This is a genomic window from Streptomyces sp. NBC_00872, assembly GCF_045161915.1.
Lineage (GTDB): Bacteria > Actinomycetota > Actinomycetes > Streptomycetales > Streptomycetaceae > Streptomyces.
The window spans coordinates 1,216,269-1,232,991 of the sequence record NZ_CP108806.1 but is presented as its reverse complement, the minus strand read 5'-3'; the positions used below and the strand labels follow the sequence as shown (position 1 = coordinate 1,232,991).

Annotated in this window: 14 protein-coding genes; 7 read left to right on the top strand and 7 right to left on the bottom strand. The window is 70.5% G+C overall.

Annotated elements, in window-relative coordinates; translation table 11 throughout:
* Positions 1-5: 5 nt before the first annotated feature.
* From OG214_RS05160 to OG214_RS05150, 3 genes are all read right to left on the bottom strand, one after another.
* Positions 6-983, bottom strand: a complete 978-nt coding sequence (locus OG214_RS05160; RefSeq protein ID WP_405983936.1) for a hypothetical protein — start codon at positions 981-983, stop codon at positions 6-8.
* 239 nt (positions 984-1,222) lie between these two features.
* Positions 1,223-2,263: a zinc-binding dehydrogenase gene (locus OG214_RS05155; protein WP_405983935.1), complete on the bottom strand. Its 1,041-nt coding sequence runs from the start codon at positions 2,261-2,263 to the stop codon at positions 1,223-1,225.
* On the bottom strand, positions 2,260-3,423 hold the full coding sequence (locus OG214_RS05150; protein ID WP_405983934.1) for a mandelate racemase/muconate lactonizing enzyme family protein: 1,164 nt from the start codon (positions 3,421-3,423) through the stop codon (positions 2,260-2,262). The genes OG214_RS05155 and OG214_RS05150 overlap by 4 nt, the downstream gene beginning before the upstream one ends.
* Before the next feature lie 203 nt (positions 3,424-3,626).
* Between OG214_RS05150 and OG214_RS05145 the strand changes: the two genes are divergently transcribed.
* Together OG214_RS05145 and OG214_RS05140 are read left to right on the top strand one after the other, a co-directional pair.
* The gene (locus OG214_RS05145; RefSeq protein ID WP_363083265.1) at positions 3,627-4,397 is read left to right on the top strand and encodes an IclR family transcriptional regulator; all 771 of its coding nucleotides are present in this window, start codon (positions 3,627-3,629) and stop codon (positions 4,395-4,397) included.
* Between the two features lie 54 nt (positions 4,398-4,451).
* Entirely contained in the window at positions 4,452-5,303 is an 852-nt protein-coding gene (locus tag OG214_RS05140; protein ID WP_405983933.1) for an SMP-30/gluconolactonase/LRE family protein, read from the top strand.
* A 51-nt stretch (positions 5,304-5,354) separates the two neighbouring features.
* Here the strand turns inward: OG214_RS05140 and OG214_RS05135 are convergent, their stop codons facing one another.
* Positions 5,355-5,807 carry a cupin domain-containing protein gene (locus tag OG214_RS05135; RefSeq protein ID WP_405983932.1) on the bottom strand — a complete coding sequence of 151 codons (453 nt, stop codon included), beginning with the start codon at positions 5,805-5,807 and terminating at the stop codon, positions 5,355-5,357.
* A gap of 52 nt (positions 5,808-5,859) precedes the next feature.
* On the opposite strand from OG214_RS05135, the gene OG214_RS05130 reads away from it, so the two are divergent.
* A complete protein-coding gene (locus OG214_RS05130; protein WP_405983931.1) occupies positions 5,860-6,822 on the top strand; it encodes a helix-turn-helix domain-containing protein in 963 nt (320 codons plus the stop codon).
* 163 nt (positions 6,823-6,985) lie between these two features.
* Positions 6,986-7,447, top strand: a complete 462-nt coding sequence (locus OG214_RS05125) for a YchJ family protein (RefSeq protein WP_405983930.1) — start codon at positions 6,986-6,988, stop codon at positions 7,445-7,447.
* A gap of 7 nt (positions 7,448-7,454) precedes the next feature.
* Here the strand turns inward: OG214_RS05125 and OG214_RS05120 are convergent, their stop codons facing one another.
* Positions 7,455-8,519 carry an ATP-dependent DNA ligase gene (locus OG214_RS05120; protein ID WP_405983929.1) on the bottom strand — a complete coding sequence of 355 codons (1,065 nt, stop codon included), beginning with the start codon at positions 8,517-8,519 and terminating at the stop codon, positions 7,455-7,457.
* 138 nt (positions 8,520-8,657) lie between these two features.
* Here OG214_RS05120 and ligD point away from each other — a divergent pair, with 138 nt between their 5' ends.
* Positions 8,658-9,677 (top strand): non-homologous end-joining DNA ligase, encoded by a 1,020-nt coding sequence (gene ligD / locus OG214_RS05115; RefSeq protein WP_405983928.1) that lies wholly within the window; start codon positions 8,658-8,660, stop codon positions 9,675-9,677.
* Between the two features lie 111 nt (positions 9,678-9,788).
* On the opposite strand, the gene OG214_RS05110 is transcribed toward ligD, so the two are convergent.
* Both OG214_RS05110 and OG214_RS05105 read right to left on the bottom strand, forming a co-directional pair.
* Positions 9,789-11,954 carry an OmpL47-type beta-barrel domain-containing protein gene (locus OG214_RS05110; protein ID WP_405987431.1) on the bottom strand — a complete coding sequence of 722 codons (2,166 nt, stop codon included), beginning with the start codon at positions 11,952-11,954 and terminating at the stop codon, positions 9,789-9,791.
* A gap of 74 nt (positions 11,955-12,028) precedes the next feature.
* Positions 12,029-14,509, bottom strand: coding sequence for a ThuA domain-containing protein (locus tag OG214_RS05105; protein WP_405983927.1), 2,481 nt, complete (start codon positions 14,507-14,509; stop codon positions 12,029-12,031).
* 202 nt (positions 14,510-14,711) lie between these two features.
* On the opposite strand from OG214_RS05105, the gene OG214_RS05100 reads away from it, so the two are divergent.
* Together OG214_RS05100 and OG214_RS05095 are read left to right on the top strand one after the other, a co-directional pair.
* A complete protein-coding gene (locus tag OG214_RS05100; RefSeq protein WP_363083657.1) occupies positions 14,712-15,779 on the top strand; it encodes a multicopper oxidase domain-containing protein in 1,068 nt (355 codons plus the stop codon).
* A gap of 158 nt (positions 15,780-15,937) precedes the next feature.
* Positions 15,938-16,711 carry an aminotransferase class IV family protein gene (locus tag OG214_RS05095; RefSeq protein ID WP_405983926.1) on the top strand — a complete coding sequence of 258 codons (774 nt, stop codon included), beginning with the start codon at positions 15,938-15,940 and terminating at the stop codon, positions 16,709-16,711.
* The last annotated feature ends 12 nt before the right edge of the window (positions 16,712-16,723 follow it).

The following is a 16,723-nucleotide window of genomic DNA, read 5'->3' as shown; positions in this document are numbered from 1 at the left end:
GGGCATCAGTCCTTGTCTTGGGTGAGGGGAAAGCGGCTGAGCGGTCCCGGCAGCCGGGAGCCGAGCGGTGACATCCCGCCGTCGGCGCCGTGCCGGACGAGCAGATCGAGCACCAGCCGGCCGCGCCGGACCCGCTCGCGGGCACTGCTGAGCGCGGCGTCGCGGAGCTGCGCGCCGTACGGATAGAGGGCGGGGGACTTCGAGAGCCCGAACTTGAGATAGAGGGGAGCGCCGCGCCGGATCAGCTCCGCCGTCTCGTACATCCGGACATAGCCACCGAGGTCGTCGGGCGCCTCCACATAGAGATCCATGGGGGCGCGGCTGATCCGGCGGATCTCGGTGAGATGGGCGAGCGTGAGATCCGAGGGCACATTGATCGAGTCCGCCCCGAGACGCTCGAACACCGCGTAGGACGCCGGGTTGACCGGACCGACCAGCGCCGAGACCTTGAAAGTGGTGCCGGCGGGCAGGACACCCCGGGCCCGCAGCCGGTGCAGGGTCCAGAGGACGCCCTCGTCGGCCACGAGCAGGCATCGCACGCCCAGTTCCGTCGCGCGCAGGGCGTCCTCCACACAGCCGGCCATGGCGCCGTGGCCACGGGCGCGCAGCCCGGCGCCGCCGGAGCCGGTACGGGTCGAGCCGCCGGTGTCCCAGGTGCCGCGCGGTCCGGTGAACAGACACAGCTCCACGGCGCGGGCGGCGCAGACGTCGGCCATCTCGGTGATCTCGGCGTCGGAGAGCATCCAGACCCCGCTGCCCTGGCTGACCCGGTGGACCGGTACACCGAGGCGGTCGGACTCCTGGAGGACGGCGGAGAGGCTCTCGGGTCCTTCGACCGAGGGAATCTCCGTACGCCAGAGACCGCCGTCGGGGAAGGCGTGGGGGGAGGTGTCGGTGGGGTTGTCGTCGGGCGCGGCGAGGCCGAGCGCGGCGAGCGCCTGCTCGCCGGGGCGGCGGGGGGCGGGGGCTGTGGCTTCGGTCACGGACGAGTCCTTCGGTTCGGTGGGCGCGTCGGGTGTATACGGGGTGGTCACCAGTCGTGTTCGGTATCCCGAACGTGGTTCGGGATGACGGGCGTTCGCAGGTTCGGAGTGGCGGCGGGGCGGGGGCCGGAGCGGGGGCGGAGGTCGGGAGGCGGGTCGGGGGTGGGCGCCGGGTCGGGGGCCGGTCCCGATCGACTGGTCCGGATGAACCGGGCAGGACCGACCGGGCCCGCGCCCGGTCACGGGACGAGCAGCACCTTTCCGGTGCCCGGATCGCCCCCGCCGACCAGCGCCACGGCCTCGCCGTACCGCTCCAGCGGGAACTCATGCGTCACCAGCGGCCCCGGAGTGAGCACCCCGGTGGTGAAGGCCCTTACGGCGAAGGTCCAGGCGGCGGACGGCGCTCCGAACACTCCGCGCACGGTGAGCTGGTCCAGCGACAGGCGCACCGGATCGATACCGCTCGCGCCGGGTGCGAACATCCCGGTGAGCACCACCCGGCCGCCGCGCCGCGCCAGGAGACAGGAGGAGGCGGCCGTGGCCGGAGCGCCGGCCGTCTCCACCACCAGGTCGTACCGCCCGCGCAGTTCCCCGGCCTCCGCCGTGTCCGCCGCATCCGTCGCGCCGAACTTCCGTGCCAGTACGGTCCGTTCGCCACGCGGGTCGATCGCCGTCAGCTCGCCGGGGGTGAAGGCGGCCAGGAGCTGTACGGCGAGCAGCCCCAGCGTGCCCGCTCCCACCACCGCGATCCGCTCGCCCGGCTCCGGCCGGCCCGACCGTACGGCCGCCGCCACCACCGCGGCCGGCTCCAGCAGGGCGGCGGCCCGCAGATCCGCGCCGTCGGGCAGCGGGTGCAACAGCCGTGCGGGGACGACGACATGGTCGGCGAACGCGCCGGGCCGGGTGAACCCCGTCTCGTCGTATCCACGGTCGCAGAGCGAGGTCTCGCCCGTACGGCACCGGGCGCAGATCCCGCAGGCGCGGAACCCCTCGGCGACCGTACCGCGGCCCGTCAGCCCCGGATCCACGCCCTCGCCCACCAGATCGACGGTCCCCGCCCACTCGTGCCCCGGCACCACCGGGTAGCGCACATGGTCCGCGTCGCGGCGCCCGTCGTACAGCTCGCGGTCGCTCATACAGATCCCCGCGGCGGCGACCCGTACCCGTACCTCACCGGGGCCAGGTACGGGCTCGGGGCCGCGCACCAGCCGATGGACCCCGGGGCGGTCGACGACGACCGACCGGCCGCCGCCCACCGGAGTGCTCGACGGCGCGCTCACCGGCCGGCCTTCGGCTCGCGCTTCTCCCAGCCCTCGGCCCAGAGATCGAACCGCGCCTGGCGCTGCGGGAATTCGGCCGCCGCCTCCGCGTCGAACCCGACACCGAGACCGGGCGCGTCCGGCACCTCGAAACATCCTGTGGCCGGATCGACCTCGGGAGCGCCGGTGACCAGCTTCTTGATCTCCGCGTCGGCGAAGTCGTTGAAGTGTTCGAGGATCTTGAAGTTCGGTGTGCAGGCGCCCAGTTGGAGGCTGGCGGCGGTCAGCACCGAACCGCCGACATTGTGCGGCGCGACCAGCACGTAATGGGTCTCGGCGGTCGCCGCCAGCTTTCTGGCCTCCAGGATGCCGCCGATGTGCCCGACGTCCGGCTGGATGATGTCCGCCGCCTGCGACTCGAACAGCTCCCTGAACTCGATCCGGTCATGGATGCGTTCGCCGGTCGCGATCGGCAGGTCCACCTTCCGCGCGACCTTGTCCAGCGCCTTGAGATTCTCCGGCGGCACCGGCTCCTCCAGCCACGCGGGGGTGTACGGGGCCAACTCGTGCGCGAGCCGTACCGCCGTCGCCGGACTGAACCGTCCGTGCATCTCCAGCATCAGCTCCGTCTCCGGCCCGATCGCGTCCCGTACCGCCTCGATCAGCGCCACCGCCTCGTTGCTCGCCGCCCGGTCCAGCTCGTAGTGCCCGGTGCCGAACGGATCGATCTTCAGGGCCCGGTAGCCGCGCTCCACCACCGCCCGCGCCGCCTTGTGGTAGGCGTCCGGAGTGCGTTCGGTGGTGTACCAGCCGTTGGCGTACGCCTTGACACGGTCGGTGACCTTTCCGCCGAGCAGTTGCCACACCGGCACGCCCAGTGCCTTGCCCTTGATGTCCCAGCAGGCCATCTCGACGACCGCGATGCCCGACATCACGATCTCGCCGGCCCGTCCGTAGTCGCCGTACTTCATCCGGCGGACGAGGTCCTCGACCGCGAACGGGTCCGATCCCCGGAGGTGGTTGGTCTCCGCCTCGCGGAGATAGCCGGTCAGCGCGTCGGTCCTGCCGAGCATCCGGGTCTCACCGACACCGGTGAGTCCCTCGTCGGTATGGACCAGGACATAGGTGAGATTGCGCCACGGTGTGCCGACGACATGTGTGCTGATTCCCGTAATACGCACGGCGGTTGCCCCTCGTGGTTCGCGGTTGCCTCTCGTGTCTGTTCGGTATTTCGTCACACGTTCGAAATCGTGGCGTGACGGTATTCAGGCACTCCGAGGGGTGTCAATGGGGCGCGCACCGGTTAGCCTGTGTTCGTCATTCCGGCCGGTGGCCGAGGTACCGAACAAGAGAAGCACCGGACAAGAGGGGTGGGTGGTCGGCCATGGGACGGCTGGTCCCCGCGGTTTCCCGGGCCCTGGACATACTGGAGCTCTTCCTGGAGGGGGACGGCACGCTCTCCGCCCCCGAGGTGATCCGCAGGCTCCAACTCCCGCGTACCACCGTGCACGAACTGCTCACCACCCTCGCGGCCCGCTCGTATCTGGCGCCCGTCCCCGGCGAACCGGGCCGCTACCGCCTCGATGTGCGCACCTATCAGCTCGGCAGCAGATACGCGGAGAAGCTCGATCTCGCGGCCGAGGGCGGACAGGTCGCGCGTGAGATCGCCGAGACCTGCGACGAGACCGTCCATGTGGCGATCCTGGAGGAGACCGACGTCATCTATATCGCGAAGGTGGACTCCACCCACGCGGTCCGTATGGTCTCGGCGGCGGGCCGCAGACTGCCCGCCCACTGCACCTCGGTCGGCAAGATGCTGCTCGCCTCGCTGCCCGAGGACGAGCTCGAAGTGCGTATCGCGGGGCACGAGTTCACCGCCATGACCCCCGCCAGCGTGACCGATCCGGATGAACTGCGCGCCGAACTGGCGGGGATCAGGGAGCGCGGTGTCGCGGTCGAGCACCGGGAGTCCAACCCCGATGTGAGCTGTGTGGCCGCGCCGGTACGGGACAGCACGGGCCGGGTCGTCGCCGCCCTCTCCATCTCCGTACCGATGATCCGCTGGAGCGACGAGCGCGAGGAGGAGCTGGCGCTGCTCGCGGCCAAGGGCGCGGGCACGCTCTCCGTACGGCTCGGCCACCGAGGACGGGTGTGAGGCGGGAATGAGGGCGGGCATGAGGGCGCCGGGGCGGGTCTGCGGGCGGCGGACATGAAGCGGCGTCCCGCCGTCGCGGTCCGGGAATCGGCCCTGCTCGGTGAGGGACCCACCTGGGATCCCGCGTCCGGCCGGCTGATCTGGGTCGACATCCTCTCCTCGCGTGTCCACACCTACGATCCGGCCGACGGCCGCCGGACGGTCATGCTCGCCGAACAGCACGCCGGCGCGGCGAAACCGCGCGCCGGCGGCGGTCTGGTGGTCAATCTCCGCGACGGCATCGGGCTCTACGGACCTGAGCCCTCCCGGCCCTTCTCCTGGCTGGTCCACGATCCGGTTCCCGGGCGCCGCGGCAATGACGCGGCGGTCGCCCCCGACGGCTCGCTCTGGGCCGGGAGCATGCGGTACGACGAGAGGTACGGGGGCGGCGCGCTGATCCGGGTGGCACCCGGCGGCACGGTCACCGAGGCGTTCACGGTGACGGTCGGCAACGGCACCGGCTGGAGCCCCGACGGGCGGACGATGTACTACATCGATTCGGCGACCCGCCGTATCGACCGGTTCCGCACCGACGGCGAACGGATCATGGACAGGGCCACCCTGGCCACCGTCGAACGCGGAGCCGGCGTCCCGGACGGGCTCACCGTCGACGCGGACGGCTGTGTCTGGGTGGCCCTGTGGGACGGTGCCCAGCTCCGGCGGTACACACCGCGCGGCGAGCTGGACCGTACCGTCGAACTGCCCGTACAGCGCCCCACCGCCTGCGCCTTCGGCGGTCCCGGGCTACGGGATCTCTACATCACCTCGGCCCGTACGGGCCTCGCGCGCCCGCGTCCGCTCTCCGGCTCACTGCTGGTGCTGCCGGACGCCGGACAGGGAGTGCCGGGGACGCCGTTCGCGGGCTGAGACCGGTACGGCGGCTCCACGCGGCGGAGGCGCTCAGAGGGCATGGCCGGCTCAGAGGGCATGGCCGGTCGTGGCGTCGATATGGTCCGGTACGTCGTCGTGCCGGTCCCCGACCGACAGGGTGCCGCTGGGCTCGAAGAGCAGCAGCGACGCGCCCGCGGCGGACGACGGCTTGTGCCAGACGCCGCGCGGTACGACGAACACCGAGCCGCGGGGCAGCGCCACGGTCCGCTCGCCGCCCTCCTCGCGCAGTGCGATCAGCAGCTCCCCGTCGATGACCTGGAAGAACTCGTCCGTGTTGGCATGGACGTGCCAGATATGTGCACCGGCGACCCTGGCGACCCGTACGTCGTAGTCGTTGACGCGGGTCACGATGCGCGGACTCCAGAGCGCGTCGAAGGACGCGAGTGCCTCGGACAGCGCGACCGGTTCGGCGGGCGGGGCGGGCTCTGCGTGCTCGGCGGGCTCTGCGGGGGTGGGGGCTTCGGCGGGTTCAGTGCTCATACGACGATCATGGGCGTTGGCGCGAGGGGAGCGTGAGTGCTAGGAATCGCATATGGCGCAAGATTCCTCGCACCGGGTGGTGATGATCGTCGCGGACGGCTCCAATCCGTTCGAGATGGGGGTCGCCACCGAACTCTTCGGCCTCGCCCGCCCCGAGCTGGACCGGCGATGGTACGACTTCGAGCTGTGCGCCGAGCCCGGCCCCGTCCGTATGCACTCCGGGTTCTTCCAGCTCTCCGGGGTGTTCGGGCTCGACGCGGTGGACCGGGCCGACACCGTGATCGTGCCCAACCGGCCCGACCCGGAGACCGATCCGTCGCCCGCGGTGCTGGACGCCGTACGCGGGGCGGCCGCACGCGGCGCCCGGCTGGTCAGCTTCTGCACCGGCTCCTTCACCCTGGCCGCCGCCGGGGTGCTCGACGGACGGCGGGCCACCACCCACTGGCGCTGGGCCGAGCTGTTCGCGGCCCGCTTCCCCGCCGTACGGCTCGATCCCGATGTGCTGTTCGTCGACGACGGCGACATCATCACGGCGGCCGGCAGCGCGGCGGCGCTCGACACCTGTCTGGAGCTGATCCGCCAGGACCACGGCGCGCGGGCGGCCGTCGCGGTCAGCCGCCGGCTGGTCTTCGCGCTCCACCGGGACGGCGGGCAGCGGCAGTTCGTGGAGCAGCCGCTGCCCGCCGTACCCGACACCTCGCTCGGACCGCTGCTCGACTGGGCGGCGGAGCGGCTGGACACCGAGCTGACCGTGGCGGACCTGGCGGCGCGGGCGGCGGTCAGCCAGGCCACGCTGCACCGCCGCTTCCGTACCCAGCTGGGCACCACCCCGCTGGCCTGGCTCACCGCGCGGCGGGTGGCCCTGGCCTGCCGGCTGATGGAGGAGGGCGAGCTGCGGCTCGACCGGGTGGCGCGGATCAGCGGACTGGGTACGGCGGCGAATCTGCGGGCGCAGCTCCGCCGGCGCACGGGACTGCCCCCGAGCGCGTACCGGCGCCGGTTCGGACCGGCGTGAGACCGGGGTGAGACCGGCGCGGGATCTGCGTGAGGCCGGGGTGAGACCGGCGCGGGACCTGTGTGGCGCCGGTGCGGGACCGGGGCGGGACCGGTGCGGGGGTAGGCGGGACCTGCGTGGGGCCGGGGTGAGAAGCGGGCGTCCGGCCCGCGAGAATGGGGGCATGGCCCGACGCCCCGACCGATCCGCCCGCCCCGCCCGATCCGGCCCCACCGGTACCGGTACCGGTACCGCCGTCACCGGCGCCTCGCCGTGCCCCTGCGGACTGTCCGCCGCGTACGGCGCGTGCTGCGGGCGCTACCACTCCGGAACCGCCGCCGCGCCCACGGCGGAACTGCTGATGCGCTCCCGCTACAGCGCCTTCGCCGTACGCGACCAGCCGTATCTGCTGAAGAGCTGGGACCCCGCCACCCGGCCCCCCGCCGTCGATCTCGATCCCACGGTGCGCTGGACCGGTCTGGAGATCCTGGACATGACCGACGGCAGCGCGTTCCACACCACCGGGACCGTCACCTTCCGGGCCCGCTTCACCCACCGGGGCGCGCGGGGCTCTCTCCACGAGCGAAGCCGCTTCGCCCGGCACGAGGGCGCCTGGGTCTATGTGGACGGCACCTTCGTGGAGTGACGCCACGTCACCGCGGTGCCAGCACCTCCGCCAGGTCGTACCGCACCGGTTCCTCCAACTGCGCGTACGTGCAGCTCTCCGGCGTACGGTCCGGCCGCCATCTGCGGAACCGCGCGGTGTGCCGGAACCGGTTGCCCTCCATATGGTCGTACGCGACCTCGCACACCCGCTCCGGCCGCAGCGCCAGCCATGACAGGTCCTTCGTACCCGACCAGCGGCTCGGCGCGCCAGGCAGCCGTGCGCTCTCATGGGCGGACTCGTCGGCCCAGGCCGCCCAGGGGTGGCCCGCCGCCGACTCCATCCGCAGCGGCGCCAGCTCCTCGATCAGCTCCGCGCGGCGCTTCATCGGGAACGCGGCGCAGACGCCCACGTGCTGGAGGGCGCCCTCGGAGTCGTACAGCCCCAGGAGCAGCGAACCGACCACGGGACCGCTCTTGTGGAGCCGGTATCCGGCGACGACCGCGTCCGCCGTCCGCTCGTGCTTGATCTTGTACATCAGCCGGGCGTCCGGCCGGTAGAGGAGATCGAGGGGCTTGGCGATCACCCCGTCGAGCCCGGCGCCCTCGTACTGCTCGAACCACCGCCCGGCCAGTGCGGTGTCGGTGGTGGCGGGCGCGAGATGGACCGGAGGACGGACACCGGTCAGCGCGGCCTCCAGCGCCTCCCTGCGCCGTACCAGCGGGGTGTCGAGCAGCGAGGCGTCACCGAGGGCCAGCAGATCGAAGGCGACGAAGCTCGCCGGCGTACGCTCGGCGAGCATGTCCACCCGGGACTTCGCCGGATGGATGCGCTCGGTGAGCCGGTCGAAGTCGAGCCGGTCCCCATGGACGATGACGATCTCGCCGTCCACCACACAGCGGTCGGGCAACTCCTCGCGCAGGACCGTGACCAGTTCGGGAAAGTAGCGGGTGAGCGGCTTCCCCGTTCTGCTGCCGATCACCACCTCGTCGCCGTCACGGTGGACGATCGCCCGGAAGCCGTCCCACTTGGCCTCGTACTGCATCCCCGGCGGGATACGGGCCACGGACTTGGCGAGCATGGGCTTCACGGGAGGCATCACCGGCAGATCCATGACCTGATTCTGCTCGGGAACATGACGCTCCGCCCGATATGCGCTCCCCGTGAAGTACCGCCTGCCGGGCGACGGGCCTGCCGGATATCCGCTCCGGCCGATATGCGGTCCGTCCGTGCCCGGCCTAGCGTGGCCCCCATGGGAGCGGCGATGGAGCTGGAGGCGGACGGCAGGACCGTACGGCTGTCCAGCCCGGACAAGGTGTACTTTCCCGAGCGCGGTTTCACCAAGCTCGATGTCGCGCGCTACTACCTGGCCGTGGGTCCGGGGATCCTGCGCGCGCTGCGGGACCGGCCGACCACTCTGGAGCGCTACCCGGAGGGTGTCGGGGGCGAGTCCTTCTTCCAGAAGCGGGCGCCGAAGAATCTGCCCGACTGGATCCCCACGGCCCGTATCGAGTTCCCGAGCGGCCGTTCGGCCGACGAGATCTGTCCCACGGAGGTCGCCGCCGTGCTCTGGGCGGCCAATCTCGGCTGTCTCACCTTCCACCCCTGGCCGGTACGGAGGGGCAGCACCGATCACCCCGACGAACTGCGGATCGATCTGGACCCGCAGCCGGGCACGGACTTCAAGGACGCGGTCAGAGCCGCCCATGAGCTGCACGGCTTTCTGGAGGAGCAGGGGCTGCACGGCTGGCCCAAGACATCGGGTGGCCGTGGTCTGCATGTCTTCATCCCCATCGAACCGCGCTGGACCTTCACCGAGGTGCGCCGCTGCGCCATCACCATCGGCCGTGAGCTGGAGAGGCGGATGCCGGGACGGGTGACCACCGCCTGGTGGAAGGAGGAGCGCGGCGAGCGCATCTTCGTCGACTACAACCAGACCGCCCGCGACCGCACCATCGCCTCCGCCTACTCCGTACGCCCCCGCCCTGGCGCCCCGGTCTCCGCGCCGCTGCGCTGGGCCGAGCTGGACGAGGTCGCACCGGACGACTTCGATGTGGCGACCATGCCGGCACGCTTCGCCGAGGCGGGTGATGTGCACGCGCCGATGGCGGAGCAGGCGTTCGGTCTGGAGGGTCTGCTGGAGCTGGCCGAGCGTCAGGAACAGGACCAGGGGCTCGGGGACGTGCCGTACCCGCCGGACTATCCGAAGATGCCGGGAGAGCCGAAGCGCGTCCAGCCGAGCAGGGCCCGCCGGAAGGACCCGGGGGAGTGAAGGGCTGTGCCCCCTCCCCCGGAATCCCGGGAGAGGGGGCACAGCGCTGAACACCAGAACACATCACGGACACATCGGACCGCGAGCGGCGAACCGCCCCGGCCGTCCCGGCTACAGCTCCTTGATCCGGATGCTGCGGTACGAGATCACGTCCGTCGTGCTGTGGACCTGGAGCCCGACATAACCGGTGGCGTACCGCCGGCCGTCCGTGCCCGGGTCACCGGCGCGCGGCGGGGTGAACGTCTGCCCGCCCAGATTGTCGAACTCGTTGATCACGACACCGTTGCGCAGGATCGTGTAGTGCTGGTCGACCACCCGGATCTCGTAGTCGTTCCAGGTGCCCTTCGGGGTGACGCCCGCGCCGCCCAGACCCACCCGGTCGAAGCCGTAGAGCGAGCCGGTCTTGTACATGTCGCCGTCCGGACGGTCGAGGATCTGGACCTCGTGCCCGTAGTTGATGGCGACCCACTCGGGCCGGGACTCCTCCGGGTGACCGTGGACGTTCGGGAAGCGGACGAAGACACCGCCGTTGGCGTTGCCGTTGCCCGGGGCGTCGTCACGGAACTGGAGCTTCAGCGAGAAGTCGCCGTACTTGCGCTCCGGGAACCACAGCATGCCCATGCCGTCGACCGTGGTGCTGCTCTTGATCGCACCGTCGTCGGTGAGCGCGAACTCGCCGCCGCCCACCTGCTCCCACTTGGCGAGCGAAGCCGCCGTGCCGTCGAAGAGATCGCGGTAGCCCTCGGTCTGGCCGGGCTTGCCGATCTTGGACTGCTTGGCGGCCTTGGTGATCTTGTTGAACTCGCGCTGGTCGATGACGTTGTCGGCGAGCAGCTTGTCGAGCACGGTGTCGACATGCTTGAGGAAGAGGGCCTGCGAGGTCCACTCCCGCTCGTCCTCGATCAGCTCGTTGACGGTGCAGCGGCTACGGGTCAGCCGGTTCGGCACGCCCGAGTCGACCGTGCCGACGATGACCGTCAGCCGCTCGTCGTACTCGGGGCAGTTGGGCGCGGGAACGCCGCCGCCCTGCGCGATGGTGAACGACACCTGCTTGGCCTGCGAGGTGTTGCCCGCCTTGTCGGTCGCGCGGTGCGCGAACGTGTGATACCCGACCCGGTCGACGATGACGGGGGCCGTGTACGCGAGATACGGACCGCCGTCGAGGGAGTACTCGGTCTTGTCGACACCGGACTCGGCGTCGGTCGCGGTGACCGTCACCTTGGCGCTGGTGATGAAGGCGCCGTTGGCGTTCTTCTCACCGGTCACGGCCGCCGAGGTCACCGGCGCCGTGTTGTCCTGGGCCGGCGGCTCCACGACGGTGAAGTCGACGGACTTCTCGGCCGCCGCGTTGCCCGCCTTGTCGGTCGCGCGGTAGCGGACCTTGTGCGTGCCGACCTGATGCACCATCACCGGCGCGGTGTACGCCTGCCATGCGCCGTCGGCGCCGAGCGCGTACTCGATGGTGTTGACGCCCGAGCCGGTGTCCGAGGCGGTGACGGTGACCGTGGCCATCGACAGATAGTCGCCCGCGTCGTCCTGCTCGCCGCTCACGGTCGCCGAGGTCTCCGGCGGGGCCGTGTCATCGGTCGGCGGGGGCACGACGGTGAAGCCGACGGACTTCTCGGCGGCCACGTTCCCCGACTGGTCGGTGGCCCGGTACCGGATCGTATGGCTGCCGACCTGGTCGACCACCACCGGAGCGGTGTACGGCTGCCACGGCCCGTCGGCCCCGACCGCGTACTCGGTCGTCGCCACACCGGAGCCCTCGTCGGTCGCCGTCACCGACACCGTCGCGGACCCGACATAGGCGCCGTCGGCGTTCTGCTGTCCCGCCACCGTCGCATTGGTCGTGGGCGCGGTGGTGTCCCCCGGGCCGACCTCGGTCACGGTGAGCACACCGGTCATCTGGCCGTGCCCCGGGATGGAGCAGTGGAAGCGGTACTTGCCCGGGGTGAGCCGCACCTCGGCCGTGTACTTGCCGCCGTTGGCGTCACTCGGATTGGCCAGGATGTTCACGGCGACATCGTTGTTGTACTCGGGATCCGACACATCGAAGGTCAGCGTGTGCGGCATCCCGGTGGTGTTGCCGGTGGCCTGGCTGTTCTCGAAGACGATCGTGGTCGGGCCGGCCAGCGCGGTGGTCGGGAAGCTGAGATAGCGGTCGATGGGGTCACCGGCCGTCCAGGTCAGCACCTGTGCCGCGGCGGCCGTCTTTCCGTCGCCCCTGGGGTCGAAGGGCCTGCCGTACGCCGCTGTCGACGTCAGACCCAGCACCATCAGGAACGCGCCCACCAGGGCCGTCCACACTCTGAGCGGGCGGTACCTGAGGAGGGAACGATGGGATCGAGGTCTCACTGCGCCGCCTTCCTGGCCAGGTCGGAGGCGGCCGGAGTCGGCTCGCCGCCCTTGTAGGTCACACGCCACAGCGCGGACTGGGAGTCGGAGGTGAAGAAGCCGCGCCCGTAGTCGAGGACATAGAGCGAGCCGTCGGGGGCGAACTTCCAGTCCATGAGGTTGCGGATACCGCCCTGACCGACCGGGATGATCTTCTTCAGGGTCTCGGCGTGCACCGGCAGACCGCCCTTGCCGACGGTCTTGGGGTCGGTCAGCACCGCGTGGCGCGGGCTGTCCGTCGCGTCGTAGAAGTCACCGACGAACCACTTGCCGTCCCAGTACTCCGGCCACTTGACCGCGCTGGCGCTCTGCGCGTCGTAGCGGTAGACCGGGCCGTCCATGGTCGCCTGGCCGCCGCCCTTGAGCCACGGGAGGAGATACTTCGCCTCGGCCGGCTTGTAGCTGGGGATGCCGTTGGCGTCCCGCGGGTAGTCGGGGGCGCCGCCCTGCGGCGAGTACCAGATGGTGTTGGGCGTGACGGGCGGCAGATTCACCAGGCCGTCGTTGTTGGGGGACTCGTTCTTGGGCGCGTTGCAGTTGTACCAGCCCAGCGGCTTGGACGGGTCGGGCAGATTGCGGTCCCGGTAGGGCTGGTTGTTGCCCATGCAGAACGGCCAGCCGTGGTTGCCCGCCTTGGTGATCGCGGAGAACGTGTCGTACTTCGCCGGACCCCAGACGGTGCTCGGCGAGCCCGCGTCGGGGCCGACCCAGCCCGCGTAGAGGATGTCGGTCTTCTTGTCGATGGAGATACGCGCCGTGTTGCGCACGCCCATCACATAGATCTCGCCGCGGGTCTTGCCGCCGCCCTCGTCCATCTCCTCGCCGGTGAACAGGTTCCCGGTGGGCAGGGTGTACGTCCCGTCGGGCTCCGGGTGGATACGGAGGATCTTCCCGTTCAGATTGTTGGTGTTGCCCGCCGTGCGGCGCGCGTCCGCGAAGGAGACACCCTTGTAGTTCGGCTGGGGGTTGTTGCCCGAGTAACCGTCACTGAAGCCGGACGAGTTGTTGTCGCCGGTCGCGATGTAGAGGTTGCCCTTCGAGTCCCAGGCCATACCGCCGCCCGCGTGGCAGCAGCTGTTCACCTGTACGGGCCACTTCAGCAGGACCTTCTCGGAGGCCAGGTCCAGCTTGTTGGTCGCCAGGTCCAGGGTGAAGCGGGAGACGCGGCGTTCGGCCATCCGGGTGTCACGGTTGAGCTGCGAGTGCGGGGTGTAGTGCAGATACACCCAGCCGTTGGTCTCGAACTTCGGGTCCAGCTCGATACCGAGCAGCCCCTCCTCGACCTTGACCAGCTCGTCGCCGCCGCCCTTGTTGCCGAAGACCGTCAGCGCGCCCGCGAGCGTCACCTTGCTCGTCGCGGGGTCGTAGACATGGATCTGGCCCAGGCCCTTGCCGATCTCCGGGTTGTTCCAGTCGGTCACCACGGGAGCGGCGTTGTCGCCACCTCCCCGGCCGATGTAGAGCACCCGCCCGTCGGGCGCCACGACCAGTCCGTGCGGCTCACCGATCTGGTCCTGCTGGCCCGCCTGGTTCGGCTGGGTGACGCGCTCGGCCTGGTAGTTGCTGTCGATCGTCGCCTTGCAGTCGGCCCGGGAGATCCGGGTCGTCCACTGGAGGGCGCCGCGCAGATGGTCGCGGAAGTCGGTCTCGGCGTACGACTCGGGCGTACCGCCCATGCCGGTGTAGAAGGACCGGCCGCCGTCGTAGTCGCGGCACCAGGAGATGGGATGGTCCGCGCCGTTGGCTCCGGTGCCCGGCTGGTAGCTGGCCTCCCTGACGCGGGCGACGGTGTGCACCTTGCCGGTGGGGTTGGCCGACCAGTTGAACCACTTGTCCGGCCGCTTCCACTCCAGCGGAAGGTTCTTGGTGGCCGGATTGATACGGTCGCCGACCTCGACGGTCGCGCGCTGCACATTGGTGGGAGCTCCGGTGGGCCGGGCGCCGATCAGTCCGGTGAACCAGTCCGAGTACGGCTCCGTGCGGGCCGCGTCATGGATACCGAGGAAACCGCCACCGGCTTCCACATAGGACTCCAGGCCGGCCTCCTGCTCGGGGTCGAGCACATCGCCGCCGCCGGTGAGGAAGACGACCGCGTTGTATTTGCCCAGCTTGGTCGCATTGGTGAAGACGGAACCGTCGTCCGTCGCCTCTGTCTTGAAACGGCCGGCCGTGGGCCCCGACAGACCGATGGCCTCGATGGCCTCGATCCCGGCGTTGACGACCGGGGATTCCTCGGTGGCCGAGGCGTGGAAGACGAGGACCTTGACGGACTTTCCGCCCGGAGGTGACGGAAGGGACAACGTTGTCGAAGCCGGTTCCGGGTACGGCTTGGCCGATGCGGCGGTGCCGCCGAGCAGTGACGCCGCCATCGTGCCGGCCACCAGGGCCGCGGCCATCCCGCGCCTGGATCTAGACCGGTGATGTGGTGCGCGCTGCATGTGTTCACCCACCCCTCTGTGGTCATAGCAACAGCGAATGAAGCTAGACCCCTTTCGGCGGCTCGCCAATAGGTATCACCGCAATCGAACGAACTTTGTCCTGACTGTGGATAAACGTAGATCACTGGTCTACCGTGTGGCCGTCCCCGGGGTCTCATGTGCCCCGAAAATCTCCGTACGGCACTGGGGAGTCGGTATGGCCATGGACAGACGGAGCTTCAACCGGCGGCTGCTCGCGGGAGGCGCGGTGGCGGCTACGGGGGTGACATCGTTGTCGGTCGCCTCCGCGCCCGCGGCGACGTCGGCGGAATCCCCGCCGAGGACCGCCCCCGCCGGGGGCCAGGTGCGCCATCTCAAGCTGTACGCCGAGACTCTGCCGAACGGTCAGATGGGGTACGGCTTCGAGAAGGGCAAGGCGACCGTCCCGGGTCCGCTGATCGAGCTGACCGAGGGGGACACCCTCCATATCGAGTTCGAGAACACCACGGATGTGGCGGCCAGCCTCCATGTCCACGGCGTCGACTACGACATAGCCAGTGACGGCACCCGGATGAACCGGAGTCATGTCGAGCCCGGCGGCACCCGTACGTACACCTGGCGTACGCACACACCCGGCAAGCGCGCGGACGGCACCTGGCGGCCGGGCAGCGCGGGGTACTGGCACTACCACGACCATGTGGTCGGTACGGACCACGGCACCGGCGGTATCCGCAAGGGGCTCTACGGTCCGGTGATCGTCCGCAGGAAGGGCGACATCCTGCCGGACAAGCAGTTCACGATCGTCTTCAACGACATGACGATCAACAACAAGTCCGGTACGGAGGCCCCCAACTTCGAGGCGACGGTCGGGGAACGGGTCGAGATCATCATGATCACGCACGGCGAGTTCTACCACACGTTCCATATCCACGGGCATCGCTGGGCGGACAACCGGACGGGCCTGCTGACCGGCCCCGACGACCCCAGCCGGGTGGTCGACAACAAGATCACCGGTCCGGCGGACTCCTTCGGCTTCCAGATCCTCGCGGGTGAACACGTGGGCGCGGGGGCCTGGATGTACCACTGCCATGTGCAGAGCCACTCGGACATGGGCATGGCGGGCCTGCTGCTGGTCAAGAAGCCGGACGGCACGATCCCGGGGTACGAGCCGCACCACCCCGACCATCCGATGGGCGCGGAGGGAGCCAAGGGAGCGGCGGGAGCCAAGAGCACGGAGGACGCCAAGGACGCGGCGGGAGCCAAGGACGCGGCGGACCACACGGGTCATTAGACCCCGCGGACAGGGCCTGGTGCCGGTCGCGGCACAGGCCCTGCCCGGCCGCCCGCTCCTCCGTGGGCCGGGGGCCGGGGGCATGTTCCGGCAGGCCGTCGTCCCGGGACGGGCGGCGGCCTGCCCTGCCCGGCCGTCCCGGGTGCCATCCTGGGCGCATGGCGGAACTCAACGGCCGGCCCGTCGGCCTCGATGAGATCACGGCCCTCGCGCTCACCAACTACGGGCACTTCACCACCCTCCGGGTGGACGACGGACGGGTGCGCGGGCTGGCCCTGCATCTCGACCGGCTCGGCCGGGACTGTACGGCGCTGTTCGGCGCGGAGCTGGACCCCGACCGGGTACAGACGCTGGTGCGCCGGGTCACCCCGGCGCGTGGCGCGGCCACGGTACGGGTCACGGTGTTCGACCCGGCCCTCGACATCGGGCGCCCCGACCGTACCGGCGACCCGCACATCCTGGTCACACACCGTCAGGCGTCGTCCGCGCCCCTGCCGCCGCTGCGGGTGCGCTCCGTCGCGTACACCCGGGACGCGCCCGAGGTGAAGAGCGTCGGGCTCTTCGCGTCGCTGCGCCATCGCCGTACGGCCCGGCTCGCCGGATACGACGACGCGCTCTTCGTGGACGGTCAGGCGTATGTCTCCGAGGGTGTCACCTGGAACATCGGCTTCTTCGACGGTGACACGGTCGTCTGGCCGGATGCCGTCCAGCTCGCCGGGGTGACGATGCGGCTTCTCCAGGACGCCCACAAGCACCGCGTCGCCCCGGTCGCGCTCGCGGACGCCGGATCGCTGCACGCGGCGTTCGCGACCAACGCCGCCATCGGGGTGCGCGCCATCACGGCGATCGACGGTACCGAGTTCACGGACCACCACCCCGCCGTCGATCTGCTGCGCGAGATCTACGCGGATCAGCCGGGCGACCTCCTGTAGCGCCGCCGGCCG

What these genes read in the sequence shown, in the direction of transcription:
- OG214_RS05100 (WP_363083657.1), top strand. Translation starts at nt 14,712, where the DNA reads ATGGACAGACGGAGCTTCAACCGGCGGCTGCTCGCGGGAGGCGCGGTG.
- OG214_RS05135 (WP_405983932.1), bottom strand. Translation starts at nt 5,807, where the DNA reads ATGAGCACTGAACCCGCCGAAGCCCCCACCCCCGCAGAGCCCGCCGAG.
- OG214_RS05130 (WP_405983931.1), top strand. Translation starts at nt 5,860, where the DNA reads ATGGCGCAAGATTCCTCGCACCGGGTGGTGATGATCGTCGCGGACGGC.
- OG214_RS05120 (WP_405983929.1), bottom strand. Translation starts at nt 8,519, where the DNA reads ATGGATCTGCCGGTGATGCCTCCCGTGAAGCCCATGCTCGCCAAGTCC.
- OG214_RS05145 (WP_363083265.1), top strand. Translation starts at nt 3,627, where the DNA reads ATGGGACGGCTGGTCCCCGCGGTTTCCCGGGCCCTGGACATACTGGAG.
- OG214_RS05095 (WP_405983926.1), top strand. Translation starts at nt 15,938, where the DNA reads ATGGCGGAACTCAACGGCCGGCCCGTCGGCCTCGATGAGATCACGGCC.
- ligD (WP_405983928.1), top strand. Translation starts at nt 8,658, where the DNA reads ATGGGAGCGGCGATGGAGCTGGAGGCGGACGGCAGGACCGTACGGCTG.
- OG214_RS05140 (WP_405983933.1), top strand. Translation starts at nt 4,452, where the DNA reads ATGAAGCGGCGTCCCGCCGTCGCGGTCCGGGAATCGGCCCTGCTCGGT.
- OG214_RS05105 (WP_405983927.1), bottom strand. Translation starts at nt 14,509, where the DNA reads ATGCAGCGCGCACCACATCACCGGTCTAGATCCAGGCGCGGGATGGCC.
- OG214_RS05110 (WP_405987431.1), bottom strand. Translation starts at nt 11,954, where the DNA reads ATGGTGCTGGGTCTGACGTCGACAGCGGCGTACGGCAGGCCCTTCGAC.
- OG214_RS05125 (WP_405983930.1), top strand. Translation starts at nt 6,986, where the DNA reads ATGGCCCGACGCCCCGACCGATCCGCCCGCCCCGCCCGATCCGGCCCC.